Annotated in this window: 21 protein-coding genes and 1 pseudogene; 8 read left to right on the top strand and 14 right to left on the bottom strand. The window is 33.8% G+C overall.

What is annotated here, in order from left to right; genetic code table 11:
• Positions 1-10: 10 nt before the first annotated feature.
• Entirely contained in the window at positions 11-979 is a 969-nt protein-coding gene (gene mhqE / locus JV528_RS06375) for a ring-cleaving dioxygenase MhqE (RefSeq protein WP_204177307.1), read from the bottom strand.
• A gap of 77 nt (positions 980-1,056) precedes the next feature.
• Positions 1,057-1,491 carry a MarR family transcriptional regulator MhqR gene (gene mhqR, locus JV528_RS06370; RefSeq protein WP_000376235.1) on the bottom strand — a complete coding sequence of 145 codons (435 nt, stop codon included), beginning with the start codon at positions 1,489-1,491 and terminating at the stop codon, positions 1,057-1,059.
• 225 nt (positions 1,492-1,716) lie between these two features.
• On the opposite strand from mhqR, the gene JV528_RS06365 reads away from it, so the two are divergent.
• Positions 1,717-2,001 carry a GNAT family N-acetyltransferase gene (locus tag JV528_RS06365; protein WP_000067112.1) on the top strand — a complete coding sequence of 95 codons (285 nt, stop codon included), beginning with the start codon at positions 1,717-1,719 and terminating at the stop codon, positions 1,999-2,001.
• Positions 2,002-2,175: 174 nt separating this feature from the next.
• Positions 2,176-2,976, top strand: a pseudogene (locus JV528_RS06360) (VOC family protein).
• Positions 2,977-3,095: 119 nt separating this feature from the next.
• On the opposite strand, the gene JV528_RS06355 reads toward JV528_RS06360, so the two are convergent.
• On the bottom strand, positions 3,096-3,767 hold the full coding sequence (locus tag JV528_RS06355; RefSeq protein ID WP_000069103.1) for an NAD(P)H-dependent oxidoreductase: 672 nt from the start codon (positions 3,765-3,767) through the stop codon (positions 3,096-3,098).
• 269 nt (positions 3,768-4,036) lie between these two features.
• Here JV528_RS06355 and JV528_RS06350 point away from each other — a divergent pair, with 269 nt between their 5' ends.
• A complete protein-coding gene (locus JV528_RS06350; protein WP_204177308.1) occupies positions 4,037-5,029 on the top strand; it encodes a D-lactate dehydrogenase in 993 nt (330 codons plus the stop codon).
• A gap of 246 nt (positions 5,030-5,275) precedes the next feature.
• On the opposite strand, the gene JV528_RS06345 is transcribed toward JV528_RS06350, so the two are convergent.
• The gene (locus JV528_RS06345; protein WP_000237532.1) at positions 5,276-6,076 is read right to left on the bottom strand and encodes a Cof-type HAD-IIB family hydrolase; all 801 of its coding nucleotides are present in this window, start codon (positions 6,074-6,076) and stop codon (positions 5,276-5,278) included.
• A 320-nt stretch (positions 6,077-6,396) separates the two neighbouring features.
• Between JV528_RS06345 and JV528_RS06340 the strand changes: the two genes are divergently transcribed.
• Both JV528_RS06340 and JV528_RS06335 read left to right on the top strand, forming a co-directional pair.
• Positions 6,397-7,032, top strand: a complete 636-nt coding sequence (locus JV528_RS06340; protein WP_204177314.1) for an ATP-binding cassette domain-containing protein — start codon at positions 6,397-6,399, stop codon at positions 7,030-7,032.
• Positions 7,033-7,037: 5 nt separating this feature from the next.
• A complete protein-coding gene (locus tag JV528_RS06335) occupies positions 7,038-7,769 on the top strand; it encodes a peptide ABC transporter permease (RefSeq protein ID WP_078061127.1) in 732 nt (243 codons plus the stop codon).
• Between the two features lie 161 nt (positions 7,770-7,930).
• On the opposite strand, the gene srtA is transcribed toward JV528_RS06335, so the two are convergent.
• The gene (gene srtA / locus JV528_RS06330) at positions 7,931-8,551 is read right to left on the bottom strand and encodes a class A sortase SrtA (RefSeq protein WP_000759360.1); all 621 of its coding nucleotides are present in this window, start codon (positions 8,549-8,551) and stop codon (positions 7,931-7,933) included.
• Between the two features lie 193 nt (positions 8,552-8,744).
• On the opposite strand from srtA, the gene JV528_RS06325 reads away from it, so the two are divergent.
• Positions 8,745-9,236, top strand: coding sequence for a GNAT family N-acetyltransferase (locus JV528_RS06325; protein ID WP_000617352.1), 492 nt, complete (start codon positions 8,745-8,747; stop codon positions 9,234-9,236).
• A 148-nt stretch (positions 9,237-9,384) separates the two neighbouring features.
• On the opposite strand, the gene JV528_RS06320 is transcribed toward JV528_RS06325, so the two are convergent.
• From JV528_RS06320 to JV528_RS06300, 5 genes are read right to left on the bottom strand one after another with little or no spacing between them, the layout of a single operon-like run.
• Positions 9,385-9,555, bottom strand: a complete 171-nt coding sequence (locus JV528_RS06320; protein WP_001549802.1) for a hypothetical protein — start codon at positions 9,553-9,555, stop codon at positions 9,385-9,387.
• Between the two features lie 52 nt (positions 9,556-9,607).
• Positions 9,608-9,715: a hypothetical protein gene (locus tag JV528_RS06315; protein ID WP_031927575.1), complete on the bottom strand. Its 108-nt coding sequence runs from the start codon at positions 9,713-9,715 to the stop codon at positions 9,608-9,610.
• A gap of 18 nt (positions 9,716-9,733) precedes the next feature.
• Positions 9,734-10,633, bottom strand: a complete 900-nt coding sequence (sdaAA, locus tag JV528_RS06310) for an L-serine ammonia-lyase, iron-sulfur-dependent, subunit alpha (RefSeq protein ID WP_000460421.1) — start codon at positions 10,631-10,633, stop codon at positions 9,734-9,736.
• Between the two features lie 13 nt (positions 10,634-10,646).
• A complete protein-coding gene (gene sdaAB, locus JV528_RS06305; protein WP_204177315.1) occupies positions 10,647-11,327 on the bottom strand; it encodes an L-serine ammonia-lyase, iron-sulfur-dependent subunit beta in 681 nt (226 codons plus the stop codon).
• A 2-nt stretch (positions 11,328-11,329) separates the two neighbouring features.
• The gene (locus tag JV528_RS06300) at positions 11,330-12,373 is read right to left on the bottom strand and encodes a PTS sugar transporter subunit IIC (RefSeq protein WP_000353634.1); all 1,044 of its coding nucleotides are present in this window, start codon (positions 12,371-12,373) and stop codon (positions 11,330-11,332) included.
• 548 nt (positions 12,374-12,921) lie between these two features.
• Between JV528_RS06300 and JV528_RS06295 the strand changes: the two genes are divergently transcribed.
• Together JV528_RS06295 and JV528_RS06290 are read left to right on the top strand one after the other, a co-directional pair.
• Positions 12,922-13,125 (top strand): hypothetical protein, encoded by a 204-nt coding sequence (locus JV528_RS06295; RefSeq protein ID WP_001177186.1) that lies wholly within the window; start codon positions 12,922-12,924, stop codon positions 13,123-13,125.
• 182 nt (positions 13,126-13,307) lie between these two features.
• Entirely contained in the window at positions 13,308-14,243 is a 936-nt protein-coding gene (locus JV528_RS06290) for a DMT family transporter (protein WP_078061128.1), read from the top strand.
• Positions 14,244-14,322: 79 nt separating this feature from the next.
• Here the strand turns inward: JV528_RS06290 and JV528_RS06285 are convergent, their stop codons facing one another.
• From JV528_RS06285 to ptsG, 4 genes are all read right to left on the bottom strand, one after another.
• On the bottom strand, positions 14,323-15,291 hold the full coding sequence (locus JV528_RS06285; RefSeq protein ID WP_204177317.1) for an alpha/beta hydrolase fold domain-containing protein: 969 nt from the start codon (positions 15,289-15,291) through the stop codon (positions 14,323-14,325).
• 132 nt (positions 15,292-15,423) lie between these two features.
• A complete protein-coding gene (locus JV528_RS06280; protein WP_000240662.1) occupies positions 15,424-15,768 on the bottom strand; it encodes a thioredoxin family protein in 345 nt (114 codons plus the stop codon).
• A 41-nt stretch (positions 15,769-15,809) separates the two neighbouring features.
• Positions 15,810-16,220, bottom strand: a complete 411-nt coding sequence (locus JV528_RS06275; RefSeq protein WP_000206035.1) for an acyl-CoA thioesterase — start codon at positions 16,218-16,220, stop codon at positions 15,810-15,812.
• Between the two features lie 379 nt (positions 16,221-16,599).
• A complete protein-coding gene (gene ptsG / locus JV528_RS06270) occupies positions 16,600-18,666 on the bottom strand; it encodes a glucose-specific PTS transporter subunit IIBC (protein ID WP_000473689.1) in 2,067 nt (688 codons plus the stop codon).
• Positions 18,667-18,684 lie beyond the last annotated feature (18 nt).

Genomic DNA, 18,684 nt, shown 5'->3' with positions numbered 1-18,684 from the left:
CTCATTCCAATTAATCATGTTGACGTTTCGTATTAAAAGGTCTAACTTCCGATTCTATATATTCTCTTTTATTTTCTAAAAATGGTGGTAAGGATAACCCTTCGCCTAATGTTTCATAAGGTTCATCTTCCATAAATCCTGGTCCATCTGTTGAAATTTCTATTAAAATATGCCCCACACGTGCATATAATGCTTCAAAATAGAAACGATTAACGATGCCTGAGTTGTTAATACCTACCTCTTTATATTTCGTTGCCCACGCTTCTATTGCATCATGATCTTTCACACGAAATGACACATGATGTACCTCACCATAACCTTGACGTGCTGCTGGCCCTTTATCATCTTTTATTAAGATTACCTGACCACCATTCCCTCCTTCGCCAACTTCAAGTAATGCGACATTATCTTCATGCGCAATAGTTGTCATACCGTAAACAGTCTCTAAAATATTTTTAAAGTCGTCAAAATAACTTACTTTAATTTCAATGGGTCCTAATCCATAAATCGCTTTATCTACTGGAACCGGTCCATTCTTCCAAGGTACACCAGGTGCTACCCCTTCATTTAACTCATCTGAAATTAATTGATACACTTGGCCATCGACTTCTTCAAATGGCAACACTTTTTTACCAAATAATTCTTGAATACCTTCGTGTTTAACACCAAATTCATCAAAGCGCTGTTCATAATACGTTAATGCATCGTCGTTAGGCACTCTAAAAGACGGTCTTGTAATGGAATTTGTACCTGCCTGCCCTTTTGTAATATTTGGAAAATCAAAGAACGTCATGTCTGTACCTGCCGAACCTACGTCATCTGCAAAAAATGTATGATACGTATAAATATCATCTTGATTGACTGTTTTTTTAACTAAACGTATTCCTAATACTTCTGTAAAAAATTTATAATTACGTTCTGCATCATCTGTCATTGCTGTGACATGGTGAATACCTAGTAATTCATGATTATTTGTCATTTTATATACCCTCTTTATATTTTTAGTATATTTATCTCGAAACCGAGATATTTTAATGTAAAATTTTAGTGCACGCCTTACACTTCTGTAGATTGTGCACTTAGTTTCTTAAACGCTTGTTGTAAGATTGTTAATTCATCCTTTGTTAACACATCAAACGCTTTTGTTAATGTCTCAGCATGCTTAGGGAAAATATCTGCCATTTGACTTTGACCTTTTTCAGTTAAACAAGCCATATATACACGTTTATCATCTTTATCCTTTTCACGTGTAATCCAACCTTTGTCCTCTAATTGACTTACAACATATGAAATGCTGCTACTTGCAATTAATACGCGGTCTCTAATACGTTGAATTGGTTGCGGACCTTTATTATAAAGCAACTCGAGCACTGCAAATTCAGTAATATTTAAGCCATATCGCTTTACGTCTTCTTTTGTAATTTGCTCTAATGTGTCTAACGCCCTATTCATTCCGACAAAGACATTGAGCGATTGTTTCGTTCGATCCATATCATCACCAACTTTTTAATTTATTTCGATTTCGAGATAAATTATATAGCTGAATGGATTTAATGTCAAGATACGTGTTTTCATCTTTATTTCAAATTGCGCTTAATAAAAACGACTACATAGATGTGGCAATGTCGTAACATGACTGTCATGCACCTTTGACTTCGTTTAAGTTAAAATAGAATAGGGAAATACTATAATCAATCATGATAGGAGTTGATATGTATGAGTAACCTTGAAATTAAACAAGGCGAGAACAAATTCTATATTGGTGATGATGAAAATCATGCTTTAGCTGAAATCACATACCGTTTTGTGGATAATAATGAAATTAACATTGATCATACAGGCGTATCTGATGAACTCGGTGGTCAAGGTGTTGGCAAAAAACTAGTTAAAGCAGTTGTTGAACATGCTCGCGAAAATCATTTAAAAATTATTGCCTCATGTTCATTTGCCAAACATATGTTAGAAAAAGAAGATTCATATCAAGATGTGTATCTTGGTTAAATAAATCTCGCGATGGTGCGCCAGTGCCATCGTTTTTTTATTTGTTCGTATCAATATAAAATTGCGAAACATCATGTTATTTTGCATTTCAAACTTTTTGCTGTCAATTCATTTTCTTTTCTGGTATACTTTTTATACTAACTTATAGAAAAATAGAAAACGAGGCGATGCATAATGGCATTTCACGATAAAACAGCAACACAAGTGACAAACATTGAACTGAACGTAAGAGACTTAGACTTAATGACAACATTTTACAAAAACATTTTAGGACTATCCGTTAAAAGTTCTGACGATAACACAACCGTATTATCTGTTGGGACTGGTGGCCATACTCTAACGTTACATTTATTAGAAGACGGCCGTCAGACTTCCCCACGTGAAGCAGGGCTTTTTCATATAGCATTTTTATTACCAACTACTGAGGATCTAGCTAACTTCTTATATTTCGTGGCACAAAAAATATGGGCATCGGCGCTGGTGATCATTTAGTAAGTGAAGCTTTATATTTCAATGACCCCGAAGGTAATGGTATTGAAGGTCTATCGCGATAGACCTTCATCTTCATGGGAATGGCAAAATGGCAAAGTTAAAATGGATACTTTAGAAGTTGATAGCCAAACCTTATTAACACATCGTACTGATGAAGGTTGGCAAGGAATGCCAGCAAAAGGCATGATTGGACATTTAAAAACACATGATTTAGACGCAGCATATCAATGTTACATTGAACAATTAGGATTCCAACATGTGTCTGATTTTCCACGTGCGCTATTTATGTCAACGAATCATTATCACCATCATATTGCTGCTAATACTTGGCAATCCAATCAAGCAAGACAAAACAATGCACAAAGTTATGGATTAACACATGTTGATATTTATCAACCCGACGCCTCAACACATACATTTACGGCACCAGAAGGGTTTGACATCACAGTTCATTCAAATACTGACCTTGTTCCAGAAAAATAATCATCCATACTTTATTAATACAATTTTTTCACGTAAAAGCCTGCGATTCATTTATGTAATCGCAGGCTTTTTTATTGCTAACTATTTAATTTTATATATTTAGACATACTGTATTCTATTTATTCTTTTGGTCCAACCCATTCAATAACATCTTCATATGCTTGGCGTGTTTTATTTTTCGGTGGCTCTTGTTGTCTGTAACCAAATGCAACCATCACTGATAAACCAAATTGCTCAGTATCTAACATACCTTTATTTGCTAAAATGTCTGTCACTGTATCCAGACTAAAACCTTCCATCGGACATGAATCAATACCTAACAATGCGGCTGTCGTCATCATATTGCCTAATGCGATATACGTTTGTTTACTTGACCAGTCATACAAGGCTTGATCATTATCAGAAATATGGAAATCTGCTTGGAATGCATCGAATTTTTGTTCAACAGCTGGAATCGTTTGTGCCTCATATTTTTTAATATCTCTTAACATATGTTGTACATACGGTGATCTTGACGTTACATTTTTACGCGCAAAAATTAGCACAAAATGGCTCGCTGTATCTAATTGCTTCGCTGCGCCCCAACTGTGCGCTTTTAATTCATCACGTAACGCTTGATCTTGAATCACGACAAACTTCCAAGGTTCTAACCCAAGAGAACTTGGAGACAATCTACCTGACTCTAATATTGTTTCAAAATCTTCTTTCGAAACTTTCTTTTGTGGATCGAATTGCTTAGTCGCATGTCTGAAATGAAATGCATCCATAATTGTTTGATTCATATTGCTCATTGAACATAGCCTCCAATTTTTATATTTATTGCTATACAAATTATACTTCATGTTTTAAAAAGACTAAAGTAATCCGTTTGCAATTCACTATAACTTGTGCACATGTTATAAGTTTTCTGCAATAAAACACACTTTTGAATTTTGGAAAATTTAGTGTTATAATATATTTGTGATATTTTTCACAATTAAATTGTGGCGTGATTTTAATGTACATAATCTTTAATTTCACTCATTTACTTTTCAATCTTTTAAAAGCGAGGTTTTTAATAATGACAAAAATTATGTTCTTTGGTACGCGTGATTATGAGAAAGAGATGGCATTAAATTGGGGGAAAAAGAATAATGTCGAAGTAACTACTTCTAAAGAGCTATTATCAAGTGCTACAGTCGATCAATTAAAAGATTACGATGGCGTAACTACAATGCAATTTGGTAAGTTAGAAAATGACGTTTATCCTAAATTAGAATCTTACGGTATTAAACAAATTGCACAGCGTACTGCTGGATTTGATATGTATGATTTAGATTTAGCTAAAAAACACAACATTGTGATATCTAACGTTCCTAGTTATTCACCTGAAACAATTGCAGAGTATTCTGTTTCTATCGCCCTACAATTAGTGCGTCGCTTCCCAGATATTGAACGCCGTGTACAAGCACATGATTTTACTTGGCAAGCAGAAATCATGTCTAAACCAGTTAAAAATATGACTGTTGCAATTATCGGTACGGGTCGTATCGGTGCTGCTACAGCTAAAATATATGCAGGATTTGGTGCTACAATTACAGCTTATGACGCTTATCCTAATAAAGATTTAGACTTTTTAACTTATAAAGATAGTGTTAAAGAAGCTATTAAAGATACCGATATTATTTCTTTACATGTTCCAGCGAACAAAGAAAGCTATCATTTATTCGATAAAGCGATGTTTGATCATGTGAAAAAAGGTGCAATCTTAGTTAACGCAGCACGTGGTGCAGTCATCAATACACCTGATTTAATCGCTGCAGTGAACGATGGTACTTTGTTAGGTGCTGCGATTGATACTTATGAAAATGAAGCAGCATACTTCACAAATGACTGGACTAATAAAGACATTGACGATAAAACATTATTAGAGTTAATCGAACATGAAAGAATTTTAGTAACACCACATATTGCTTTCTTCTCTGATGAAGCAGTACAAAACCTTGTTGAAGGTGGTTTAAACGCAGCATTATCTGTCATTAACACTGGTACATGTGAAACACGTTTAAATTAATATATATTTAAAAGCAAAGGCGCGCCATGTGCCTTTGCTTTTTATTTTGTATATCTGTATCAAAATCGATTTGATTAAAATCCGCTTTATTTTATCATCTATTCAAATGATTTTAGTGCGCTTATTTTACTATGGCATTATTGCCTAACCTGTTTGAGATATATTAATATTTGATGATTCGTATTCAAAGTTTTCATTTAACATGTATTTAGTATCATGATAGCTGCTTCATTGATGATCTACTACCTACTTTTTCAACACTTCTTGTTCGATAATCGTTAAAACACCCTGCTTATCATTACTTGGAGCGACAGCAGAGGCAATATTGAACAATTCTTCATCATGACTATTTTCCATCACATAACTATGCTTAGCGAACGCTAGCATATCTTTATCATTATTCGCATCTCCGAAGGCCATGAGCTCTGAAGAAGACATTCCCCATTTATCTAACAATCGTTTTAATGCCTGCCCTTTAGTCATGTTTGGCATAATAATATCTATACTATCGTGCCCACTTGAGACAAGTTTAATATCATTGCTGAATTGCGTCGCTACTTCTTCGTCAACATTTGGATGCGTCTCACGATTAATATTAAATGCTATTTTGACATAATCATCCTCAGGTAATTGCTGTAGACTGTCAATTTCTTTTAACTGATGATAATAAAATCTCGTATCTTCTTTAAATGCTTCAGAAGTATGTTTTAAAATATACGCGCTTTTCAAACCACAGATGACGAGTTGATCAATACCTTGGTTGATATTTAAGTAATCGACAACCTGTTGAAACACCTGCCAATTAAAGCTTTTATAATTATATAACTCATTGCCTTTATAAATAACTGCACCATTTTCAGAAATAAAATACATATCTCTATCCCCGAAAATAGACTTCAACTTCGCATATTGATTGCCACTCGCAGCAATAAATGTAATATCTCTATTTCTAAGTTCAGTAAAAATCGCTTCAAATCTTGGTTTATCGTATGTCTTTTTCGAATCTAAAAACGTCCCGTCCATATCTACCGCAATAGCCTTAACCATGATTATCCTCCTCATTGCTCTTTTAGTCGTCTTCATTATATCCATCTCATGACAAGCAATGAAGTTTGTCATACCACAATGAACCTATATTCACATTTTGAAATTGCTTTCATATATGCAAAACACATTACACTGGATATAGCATTCAGAGGCGAACATAAATTTCAGAATATTGTAAAATTATAACGATATATTTATCATTTGGACAAAATATAGTGTGATATACTAATTTATAACATCTATACATAATGTGAAAGAATTTTTAAAAATACAATTAAATATCGGTGTAATAAATCCCTTTATACATAGGAGTTGTATACATGAAACTAAATAACTATTCTTTAAAAGTTAAAAACAAACAACTAGTTGACAATTGTGATTTAAATTTCTATCTTGGTCAGATCAATCACATTGTTGGTAAAAATGGTGTAGGAAAATCTTTATTAGCTAAAGATTTCTTACTAAATAATAGTGGAAATATCCCTAAGTCCATTTCTCAAAATGTAACCTTAATATCAAGTTCATCAAATATTCCTAATGATATAACAAAGGATTTTTTATTATCATTGTTAAAATCAAAATTTAAAAGCAATCGACAAACATTCGATAAGATTTATAACATACTAAACATCGAAGCAATACCGTCTAACGTACTACTAAAAAACTTGAGTGATGGTCAAAAACAAAAGCTTAAATTATTAAGTTTCTTATTGGAAGATCATGATTTAATCATATTAGATGAAATTACAAACGCTTTATACAAGAAAACAGTTAATGAAATTTATGAATTTTTAAATGATTTTATTCAAAGCCATCAAACTAAAACTATTATCAATATTACACATAATTTATCCGATTTAAGTGCTTTGCCGGGTAAATACTTTATTTTTAAAGACCTTCAAATAGAAGAGTACCTATCAAAAGAAGAAGTCATAAATGATTACATTAATTTATAATTGAGGTGTCCACTTTGAAATTAGAATTTAAAAAAAGTATTTCCAATAAAATTATTTTTACATTTGGTGTATTATTTTCATTCCTTTTCTTACTTGGTTATTTTTTGCCAATAGGTATTGATAAAGTTAAAAATTTAAGCTATGGTCAGTTTTTCTTTAGTTCTTATACAGTTGCCACTGAATTTGGCTTTTTATTATTTTCATTTGTTATTGCATATTTTATTAATAAAGAGTATTCGAATAAAAATATATTATTTTACAAGCTGATTGGCGATAATATATTTACCTTCTTCTATAAAAAGGTAGCAGTGTTATTTTTTGAATGTTTAGTGTTCATAATTCTAAGTATCACAATTATTTCAATTATATATTCTGATTTCTCACATTACTTACTATTAATAATCTTATTTTCACTCGTTATCTTACAATATATCTTAGTTGTTGGAACGATTAGTATGGTTTCACCTAACATTTTAATCAGCTTAGGTATCAGTATTGTATATTGGATTGGTTCAGTCATCTTAGTTGCCATTAATAAAAATATATTTGGTATCGTTGCTCCATTTGAGGCGAGCAACACGATGTATCGTGCCGTAGAAAAAATATTGAATAACGAGTCAACATTTATTTGTCCTACTGAAATTATAAATACAGTATCATTCTTCGTTCTTCTATTTATAGTTAATGCTATTGTCTTATTACTAAGTAGAAAGAGATGGTTGAAAATCGGTATGTAGTACATAAAAAGGAGCGGCATCCATTGTCGCTCCTTTTTATTGTATATTTTTACAACCTCCACCAATGACACGTCGTCATTGGTGCCTCAGACCAAACAAAAAAACAGTCTCGCAATCAAGACTGTTTTCCACTCAATATATTCATCCATTAGCGTAATGGATTATTTAACTTCTGTAGCTACAAAGATTTTACGTGTTTCCCAAACGCCTGTCTTTTCATTGTAATCATCACAAGTAATTAATGTTAATTGTTTATCTTTACCTTTTTGTTCATCTAGAACTTCTACATCTGTAGGCTTAACATCTCTTATACTTGTCATTTTATACTTACGTGTTTCATTACCAACTTTAAAGTACACCATACTACCTTTTTTGGCTGCTTTAAGATTTGTAAATTGGTAGTTCGGACGATCAATGAAAGTGTGTCCTGCAATTGAAATATTTTGATCATCTAGTGATTCATTTTCTTCTGCAAAGCTTACACCTCTATTTAATTGTTCAGGTGTTGCTGGTCCTGGATATACTGGTTCTTTAATATCAGCATCTGGAATTTCAATATAGCCTGCCACTTTCGATTTATCTTTCGGAATTTGAGGTTTAGCTTGCTGCTTTTTATCCTTACTCGCCTGTTCTTTTACATTTTTATCATATTGTTCAATCTTTTCATCTTTATCTTTATCGTGAAGATAATTATCGATATGTGGTTTAGCAAACAAATATGCTGCCACTAGGATAAGTACCACACCAGCGATTGTCATTAATCGATTTGTCCATTTTTTCATACGTTAAGGCTCCTTTTATACATTTCACAATGCCTATTAACATTTCATATAGTATACCATTAATTTCAAAATGACTCATAGCAATTCATTTTATACTATAAAATTTACATGTATACTTTTACGTTAGATTTCATTACACATATTTGCATTCAAATAACGAAACGCTTTTAATAATTACTAAGGGGGAATTGTTATGATTAGATGCGCTAAAAAAGAGGATTTAAACGCTATATTAGCGATATACAATGATGCCATTATCAATACTACAGCTGTTTATACTTATGAACCACAAACCATAGACGAACGAGTCGCATGGTTTGAAACGAAACAACGTAAGCATGAGCCTATCTTTGTATTTGAGAAAAATGGAAGTGTCTTAGGGTTTGCGACGTTCGGTTCGTTTAGACCTTGGCCAGCATACCTATATACAATCGAACATTCTATTTATGTCGATGCTTCAGCTAGAGGAAAAGGTATTGCTAGTCAATTACTACACCATTTAATTGTTGAAGCAAAAGCTAAAGGTTATCGTGCGCTAGTTGCAGGCATTGATGCTTCCAACAAAGCGAGTATTCAGTTGCATCAAAAGTTTGCTTTTAAGCATGCCGGCACACTGACCAATGTAGGTTTTAAATTTAATCAATGGTTAGATTTAGCATTTTACGAATTAGATTTACAAGACTAGTAATCTTTGAATCACATAATATAAACAAGACAACCATGTCAATTCACTTAACATAACAAGCCAACATATAAAATTTAAAACTTCTCAGGGACAATTTACATCGTCCCTTTTATTTATTCTTTTCAAATACTATCCCCATAGCTTTGATTTAACGCTTTTTCTCAATAACAAAACGAATATAGTAGAACATGAAAACGATAATCATGCTGAGCGATAAAGATTTAAATAATAGATTGACCCACGTTCCCTCAGTCGTATATCCATATGTAATCGTTGTGTTAATGATGAATGCTATAAAGATGATTGATAGTCTTAGCATATCATCACTCCTTTTAAGTTATTTTAGATATACGGGGGCGCTTTTGCAATCACTATTTTGATGAGCATGCATTTCCCATAAATTTTTCAACTTTATGAAAGATAAATAAGAAGCATCTATCTGGTACGAATGATCCAGACAGATGCTTCTTTTTTATCAATATTTTATTGTTATCTTATTAATTATTTTTAACCATATCTTCAGCTGTGCCAAAGATTTTACGTTTAATTGCTTCGCCTGTTGGTGTGCCTGCTAGTCCACCCAATCCAGTTTCACGTAATGATGCAGGAAGGTTACGACCAACCTTATCCATTGCTTCAATAACTTCATCAACTGGGATTCTACTTTCAATACCTGCTAATGCTAAATCTGCTGAAATTAAAGCGTTACCCGAACCAATTGCATTTCTCATAACACAAGGAATTTCAACAAGTCCGGCTACTGGGTCACAAACTAAACCTAATAAATTACTTATCGCTAATGCCATAGCGTGCCCGGATGCTTCTGGTGATCCTCCGAATATAGCTACTGCTGCAGCTGCCGCCATTGCAGATGCTGAACCAACTTCAGCTTGGCAGCCACCTGTTGCACCAGCTACACTTGCATTATTTGCTACGACACGCCCAAACAATGCTGAAGTGAATAAGAAATCAATCATTTGCTCTTCTGTTAAATCATGTGTTTTTTCTAATTTAAAAAGTGCACCGGGAATGGTACCCGAGGAACCAGCTGTTGGCGTTGCACAAATAATACCCATCGCAGCATTGACTTCATTTGTTGCAATGGCACCTTTGACTGCATCAATCATTTCATATCCAGACAAAGCATGATGTGTTTCATTATAATCACGTAGTTTAGCAGCGTCATGACCAGTGTAGCCCGTTACACTTTCAACGCCATCACCTGTCGTCCCTTTGATTACTGCGTCTCGCATGACATCTAAATTTTGTTTCATTTGCGCTCGCACTTCATCACGTGATTTACCGCTTAATTCCATTTCTTCTTTAACCATGATATCCGCAAATGACATATTATTTTCTACGGCATAATCTATAGTCTCTCTAATTGAATCAAACATGTTTATTCCCCCTCTAATTTATATAGGAAACGTTTACGTCACTGTATTTCTCTTTAATTGTATTTAATGTCGATTCTGAGATTGCTTTATTTAATGGTATTACAAGCAAGCATTTATCTTCATCTATCTTAATAAATTCATCTTTACAGTCTAATTTCATATCGTTGATATCATTAATGAAATGATTTACTTGTGCTTTAGTCATATTTCCGTCAACAACTAAAATTGGTAATCCATGATTTAAATCTACTTCTAGTCCATTTATATGAATACCTTTAATTTTAATTGTACCACCACCGATTGAAATACCGATAATTTCAATGTAGCGACCATCATTACGAGATGATTTAATATAAGCACAGTTTGGATGTTGACCAATACTATCGCCTTCTTCTTCGATGATATCTATTTTAATACCATCATCAGCTGCAATTTCTAATGAAGATTTAATTCGGTTATCAAATGTTGAATATCCCATTGCTCCACCCACAATAGCGACATCTGTACCATGTCCTTGGTGTGTTTGAGCAAATGATTCATAATAATGTATTTCAATATTTTTAGGAATATCTCCCAATATTGCGCGTGCTGAATTCCCAATCTTTACTGCACCAGCCGTATGAGAACTTGAAGGTCCCATCATAACTGGTCCGATAATATCGAAAGCACTTTGATAATCATAGCTCTTTGCCATAATTAAACACTCTCCTTAATATGATTCTTTTTGCTCGGCATTTTAAAGTTGATATTCATTAAATTAAACTTATTAATTAGTGTTCCAATAATATAGGCTAAGACAATACTGACAATAATCACTGTTGCGATTGTTACAATTGATGTCACTGCATTATTAAAGCCAAACAATACGATGGCACCTGCAATTGGTGTTGCCATACCTTTGACACCTATTACTAGTCCGCTAAATGTCACGATACATGCGTTGACGACCCCAATCAGTGCATTTGTACCATATAGTTGTACTGGATATTGCGCTATTAAATCAATTTGCGTCAATGGCTCAATACAAACTGCAAATGCTTTTGACGGTCCACCAATGTTTAATTTTCGGAATAAAATAAGGTTAACAAATGAGCTACCTGTACATGTTAGTGCTCCAATAGCCATAGGAACACCTGTCAGTCCTAATAAACTTGTTAATACCATTGAACTTAGCGGTGTCATACCTGTAACAGGAATCACTAGTCCTAAAATGACCGCTAATGCATATGGATTGTTATCACCTACCGCAGTGACAGCACTACCTATTTGTTTTAATGTTGCTAGCACACCAGGTGTAATGATTGATGCAAGTCCGAAAGCAATTGCTGGTGCAAATAAGATCACCACAATTAAGTCCAAGCCTTCTGGAACTTTCTTTTCAATCCATTTAATTAAAAAAGCTACGCCATAAGCTGCGATGAATGCTGGTAATAATTTAAAGTCATGTAATACTAAACCAACAATGACCGCAAATACTGGTGCAACGCCTAAGTTTAAGCACGTTAGAATACCTACTGCGATACCGCTTAAACTTCCTGCTAAATCCCCAATATCTTGTAGAAATTTAATATCAAATACGCCACCAATAGCGTAACTTAAGAATGCTTGTGGTAGAAATGTCGCACAAGCTGCACCGGATAATGCTTGTAGTCCTTGTTTACCGTACGGTGCATACTTTAAAAATAGCGTCATGATCACTAAAACCAAGACTAATGTGCCTACACCTAACAGAATATCCATTTCCCAAAAACCTCTCTCTATGTTTATTTTATTTTCAGACCATAAACATCGTACACCCTTAAGAAAACGTTTTCAACTTTTATCTGTTATCAAATCAAATATTTAAGTGAAATATTTCATATTTGTGAAAGATTTTTAAAATGGATTGTTTCAAAAACTACTTATGTTGTCATTAATATTTACTAATTAACTTTTTACTCTATATTTCAAACAGTTGTGTGACAGTTTTTTGATAACTTTTTTACATCTGAAAGTAAGTAATATTTCTAAAGATTTTTAATATTTATACATTTTATCTTTCGAGCTATTTATTTTTGTTTTTGTGCTGTGTTTATAAAACCGCACACTATATTCAAAAATAACTTATTACACATATATTTGCAATAAGATAATTAAAGTAGGATATTATTTTTAGTTTTCTGATAGGAATGATGATAGTCTATAGGTTGAATCTTTACTTTTTTTAAAGCTAAATTTACATCAACTTAACAATGGCTGGTTATACTGAAGATGAAAATATTTAGTATAACTTAGTGGAGGCGGTAAAGATGCAATTGAGTCATTCCGTTAAAGTTGCAATTTCTATCTATTTAGCACTTATCTTTATAACGTTCACTTCTTATTTAGTCATTATTTTATATACGAGTATGACTGGACATGATGTATCACATTTCGTGTTAGATAGTCAGCATTCTCATCATGGATCTCTTACGCAAAAACATTTGAGTCTTCCTGAAATCTCATTTAAATAGTTTATCCTCTGTGTTTCAACATTCATTTCCCATATCAATTCATTTATCTATCATCTAGACCACTACATCTTAGATGATTTTTTTATTTTCTCATTTCACTCTTTCTTAAAAGTCGATATAATGAATTAAATCATTATCATACACTGACATATTTTATGTTGTTGGTGTTAAGTTTTAAAGGGGTGAGATACTTGGCGAATAATCATTCAGCTTTGCGTTTAAAAGGAATTATACTTGCTATTGTCGGTGCTTGTTTATGGGGATTAGGTGGTACTGTTTCTGATTTCTTGTTCAAATATAAGAATATTAATGTCGATTGGTACGTTACTGCTCGACTTCTAGTCAGTGGTGTTTTCTTACTTATTATGTACAAAATGATGCAACCCAAACGTTCTATATTTAGCGTATTCCAAGATCGTCGTATGTTAGGCAAATTACTTATCTTCAGTATACTGGGCATGTTAGTTGTACAATATGCTTATATGGCATCTATTAATACAGGTAATGCTGCGATTGCAACATTACTACAATACATTGCGCCAGTTTATATTATTATTTGGTTTGTCATAAGAGGCGTTGCAAAACTAACATTATTTGATGTGATTGCTATTATCATGACACTATTAGGAACATTTTTATTATTAACGAATGGTTCATTTTCTAATTTAGTCGTCAATCCTGCAAGTTTATTCTGGGGTATTTTAGCTGGTGTAGCACTCGCTTTTTACACAATTTATCCTTCAGACCTACTTAACCGCTTCGGTTCGATTCTAATTGTCGGGTGGGCAATGCTTATTTCTGGTGTTGCGATGAATTTACGCCATCCAATTTGGCACATTGATATCACTAAATGGGACATATCAATTATATTATTTTTAATCTTTGGTATTATCGGTGGTACCGCACTCGCATTTTATTTCTTTATCGACAGTTTACAATACATATCAGCGAAAGAAACAACATTATTCGGAACTGTTGAACCTGTCGTAGCCGTTATCGCAAGCAGTCTATGGTTACATGTGGCATTCAAACCATTTCAAATCGTAGGCATCATTCTTATTATGATTTTAATTTTATTACTATCACTTAAAAGACAACCTGAAACATTAGATGAATAAGAAAACTCTGATAATCACTTTAGCAAGTAACTATTTTAGCAATGTAGCTACCTTGTATGTGATATCAGAGTTTTTTATTTTAGTTAATAATATTTTTTACTTGGTATAAAAAGCGTCGGCGCTCTGGTATCGGAAATACTGGATAAATATGGAATTGGTAATATCCAGGTATAAAGTCATGTTCGATACCTTTCGCACTCAATAATTGCGATAAGTTCAAAGCATCTGGGTATAGTACTTCTTTTGTGCCAACAGTTAATGTAATACGACCTAAACCATCTAAGTCACCATTAATTGGTGATACTTTGTAGTTATCTAAAGGTGTGTCCCCTGCCCATTGTTCAGCTAAGAATACACTGCCATCCACACCTACCATTGGGTCTTTCTTTAAGTAGTCAGGAATTTCAGGATGCTGCATCGTTGCATCTAAAACTGGTGAAATTAATACAATATGTCCTGGTTGCACAATATGTTTTTCTTTTAACAATTGAGCAAATGATAAAGCAATTTGACCGCCCGCAGAGTCACCCATTACAACGATTTGTTTAGAATCTGCTACTTGATTCAATAAATCATGGTACAACTTTTCAAAAAGCACATACGTCGCTTGATAATCTTGATGCGGAATCTTCGGATATACTGGCATGATGACTTTAGCATTGAGTGTTTCTGCAAGTTCATCAATAAATTCGAAATGAATTTTGAGTGGGTCTTGGAACCATGCGCCTCCATGTACATATAATACAACGCGTTGATGCTTATCTTGTTTATCGTTAACGGTATAAACGGTTGAACCGTAGTGCTTATCCACTGTTACTGGCATCTTAAACTGATAATTGGTGCCCTCATATTCACCTGCTGTCTGTGGCGCCATTTTTTCTAATGCTTTCATCGCTTCTTCTTTATACATAAAACGACGCTTAGCTCTAGATAATCGTATACCTTGTTCTAACATATAACTTTTCACACTGCGTTTTTCTTTAATTCTAATATGTGCGTATGCCGCTACTAAAAATCCAAACGCAAGTGTAGACCATTTTTTACGCATTTGTCGTCACTCCTCTTTGATGATTTCTACTATAGTTCTACTGTACCATGCTGATTCTTATTACTACCAATATTTACTGGGAAATAAGTTATGATGTCTACATAATCTTAGCAATGCTAATCATTTGCGCTATTAATGCTCATCGACATCGTTATTCACACTATCATTCATTTGCTTAAGATGATGTTCAAAACGTTGCATATCGATAAAACGCCCTTGACGATGCATTTCTTTTCCATTCATAAAAATTAAATCCACAGGTACAGTGAAAATATTTAATTCTCCAGCAATAGCTTCCACCTGACTTTGATTAATCACAGCTAATGGCACATTGGGATATGATTGCATCAAGTCTTCAATTTGTGGTAAAACGGCATGACACACGCTACACTGATCGCGCATGACATGTACAACTGCTAACGGATATTGATGAATAAATTCACGGAATGCTTCGACACTATTTAATTGCTTAACCATTTCGAACACCTTCTTACTTTTTATATTTTAAAATGAGGTCATTATTTTGTTGCTAAAATGTCTTGAAATACTTGTGGCACAGAGGTAATCTTCTTATCGCTCAATCTGTAAAAACCGCCTGTCTGTGTACCAATACAATACACGCCATGTGCGGACACAATTTCAAACTGAAACACCCATTTCATCTTGCTTGCTTTAACTAAGTAAATACGACCTACTGGTTTGTCATGTATTGTGACAGGTACTTTATATTCTGCTTCCGTTTTCATAAGTATAGGTGAAATGCCTTGATTGATCATTGTTGAGTAATTCATGTGCTGATTAATAAACGCTGTTCTCAAATCTTCGAACCATCTAATATAAACGATATTACTAACGACACCCATCGCATCAATGTCGTAACCATTCACTTCGATTTCTTTCTCTGCAACTAATAGACCTTCAGTTGTCATAATGACAAATCTCCTTATCTTACAAATAGATTTAAAATCATGTTAATTTATTTTTATTACTTTCATGATAAAAATACAAGCAATTGAACTTTATTACGGGAAATCAAACTTTTCAATGACGCTATTAATTTGGCTAGTCGCGAAGATGCATTTTTCTAAAATGCGACAAAAACATAAGCAATGTTTTCTATATCTAACACTAATATTTAACTTATTCTCATCAACACACCTGCTATACATCATTGCGCACTAAAAAGGCAGTAGCTTCATTTTAAGCTACTGCCTTTTGTAACGTATTCTCTTTCAACTCGCTACTTCGCATACGCACTACGAATGACTAAAAGTTCATTCATTTGATATGCTATTTCATTTTCAATCATTATTTGACTGTCATAATTAGCTTACCTGGATCAGCATCTTGGACATCTTCAATGACAAGTTCTTTATTTTCAAGATTTGTAATAATCATTGGTGTAACGATGCTTGGTGCGTGCGCTTTCAAGTATGCTAAATTCACTTTCATTAATGGTTGACCTTGTGTTACTTTTTCATCAACGTTAATCAGACTTTCGAATCCTTCACCATTCAGTTTCACTGTATCGATACCAATATGAATAAGTACCTCGACACCACTTTCAGATTCTAATCCTATCGCATGTTTCGTAGGGAAGATTGTTTTCACTGTACCATCAAACGGTGCTACAATTTCACCTTTTTCAGGGATAAAGCCAACACCATCACCCATCATTTTACCAGCGAATACTTGATCAGGTACTTCTGATAATGGAATGATTTGACCGACACCTGGTGCATAGATGTCTGTTGTTCCAAGTGCTTCTACGTGAACTGGTTCATCTGACATTTCTTCAGTCACTGTCGTTTCACTTGGTTTCGTAATTTCACCACTCATAATCTTGGCCATATCATGTTTAATTTGATCTGATTTTGGACCAAAGATAGCTTGCATATTGTTTCCAACTTCTAATACACCTGATGCGCCTAAAGCTTTAATACCTGCTACATCTACTTTTGATTTATCAACCACTTCTACGCGCAGACGTGTAATACATGCATCTAAATGTTTAATATTTTCTTTTCCACCCATTGCATCTAAGACATCAAATGGTAATTTTGCGACACTAGAGTTACGAATTTCAGTTTCTTCATCTTCACGACCTGGTGTTTTCAATTTAAACTTACGAATTGCAAAGTCGAATAAGAAGTAATACACGATAGCGTATACAATACCGACTGGAATAACTAATAATGCGTGTGAACGATCCCAGTTTAATAAACCATATAAAATATAATCTATGAAACCACCTGAGAATGTCATACCAATTTTAACGCCTAATAAATGCATTACTAAGAATGATGTACCAGCTAATAATACGTGAATTCCATAAAGTACTGGTGCTACAAATAAGAATGAAAATTCTAATGGCTCAGTGATACCAGTTAAAAATGCAGTTAATCCTGCTGATAACATTAAACCACCCACGACTTTTTTACGTTCTGGTCGTGCATTTTTATAAATAGCAAATGCTGCCGCTGGTAAACCAAACATCATGAATGGATATTTACCAGTAGTAAATGCACCAGCAGTAAATGGTACGCCATCTTTCAATTGTGCCATCCAAATACGTTGGTCACCACGAACTAATTCACCTGCGTGATTTGTATAACTTCCGAATTCAAACCAGAACGGTGAATAGAAAATATGATGTAAACCAAATGGAATTAATGAGCGTTCAATAATACCGAATATAAACGTTGTTAATGTTAAATTTTTATTTAATAAGAAATTCGATAAACTATTTAATCCGTCTTGAATTGGTGGCCACGCAAAGCTTAAAACCACACCTGTTGCAATTGCTACGACCGATGTCACAATCGGTACAAATCGTTTACCTGCAAAGAATCCTAAAAATGGTGGTAGTGTAATATTATAAAATTTGTTGTAACACCATGCGGCTAAAGCACCCATGATAATACCACCAAACACACCCGTTTGTAATGTTGGAATACCTAATACTAAGGCATGTGCTGGTTCTTTCGCTGCTTGACTTAATTCTTTTGCCCCTTTGGCATATGAAAAAATGTCATCAATTGTAATGTGCAACACTTTCCCCATTGTTGCATTCATAATTAAGTAACCTACTAGCGCTGCTAATGCTGCAACACCGTCTCCTCCTGCTAATCCAAGTGCTGTACCAACTGCAAATAATAATGGCAAGTTATCAAATACAACTTGTCCTGCTGCTTCCATGACCGACGAAATCATTACAATGATATCGTTTTTTAACCATGGTGCAATTTCTACTAATTGTTCGTTGTGCATTGCGTTACCAAACGCTAATAAAATACCAGCTGCTGGTAAAATCGCAACAGGTAACATTAATGCTTTACCAATACGTTGCAATTGTCCAAACAATTTCTTAAACATATAAACATCCCCTATCTC

This window comes from Staphylococcus sp. GDB20D11A, from assembly GCF_016893255.1.
In the GTDB taxonomy this organism is placed as follows: Bacteria; Bacillota; Bacilli; order Staphylococcales; family Staphylococcaceae; genus Staphylococcus; species Staphylococcus aureus.
This window is presented reverse-complemented; position numbering and strand designations above follow the sequence as displayed.